A 1,195-nucleotide genomic window follows, 5' to 3' on the forward strand; every position below is an offset into this window, starting at 1 on the left:
CATGTAACACATACATATAATTTATCTATAATTGCCATGTGTGATTGACAATTACATTCTACTCAGAAAAAAGATTATACATATTTGCTTGCCGCTTGATATATGCACTTACAATAAAAATATAATAAGGTTTGGATTTTTAATGTATTACAACCTGCTCAATCAACCATTCGAATTAATGCCAATACCCTGGTGTTTTAAATATAGTTAAAAACTTAATTATTACCTGCATCACTACTCTAAAAAAATGTTTTCGTAGATAATGCCTGGTTCGAAAAAAAACAAGACGCAAATATATTTATATTAATCACCTATTACCAGGAATTACTATGAAAAAAATTATTCTGGCAAGCTTGATTGCTGCCACTTCTTCATCCTCTTATGCTACAGATACAACAGCATTGAAAGTTCAGGGCAAGCTGATTATGGCTGCCTGCACACCAAACATGAGTAACGGCGGGGTAGTTGATTTTGGTTCTCTTTATGTAGGCTCAATGAACTCAACAGAAATTAATGAAGTGGCTGTTCAGCATATGAATTTTACTATTGAGTGTGGTTCTACTGTCAAAGTGGGTTTTACTACAACAGACAATCGTCAGGATAGCGATGCTGGCCTACCAGTAAAATTTAGCGATGGGGTTGTTGTAAGCGATATTCAAAGCCTCTTTGGTTTTGGTAAAACAGCGAGTGGTGTTGATATTGGTTCTTATAGTATTCGAATCGATGAAAATAATGTCACTATTGACGGCGTTATTACACCGATTCTTTCTCGGGATCATCATGCTGCTACTGGATGGGTTCTCAGCGATGGTATTCTGGCAGAGGGTGAGCTTCGTACCATAGCCGTTGGTTCTGGTCTGATGCCACAATCCTTTACCACATGTGCTTTCCCTCTAACGTTGGCTGCGACTGTTCAGCCAACAAATATACTGGGCATTACTGATAAAACGGAACTGGATGGGGAAATAACGTTTAGCCTGACTTACCTCTAATAACCAGGTTACATGTTGAGTACTTTACTGGGGTGGTGCTTCCCCCGGTAGAGAGACCAGCCAAAATGAAGATTGCTTTTAACCAGCACCAGGATATTCCATTCTTAATAGTGCATAAATCTGATTAACCTATTTTCTACTCTCCTGAAACTTGAACTTTTCTTTAAACTTGAAAAAACTGATTAAAAAAATTCATAACAAGT

The 1,195-nt window shown here is 37.3% G+C and carries 1 protein-coding gene; it reads left to right on the forward strand.

Going from position 1 to position 1,195, the window contains the following annotated elements:
* The first annotated feature begins 329 nt into the window (after positions 1-329).
* Positions 330-992: a DUF1120 domain-containing protein gene (locus MES37_RS24395; protein WP_237932826.1), complete on the forward strand. Its 663-nt coding sequence runs from the start codon at positions 330-332 to the stop codon at positions 990-992.
* Positions 993-1,195: the final 203 nt, after the last annotated feature.

Origin of the sequence: Buttiauxella sp. S19-1 (genome assembly GCF_022134725.1) — a bacterium.
Taxonomy (GTDB): Bacteria; Pseudomonadota; Gammaproteobacteria; order Enterobacterales; family Enterobacteriaceae; genus Buttiauxella; species Buttiauxella ferragutiae.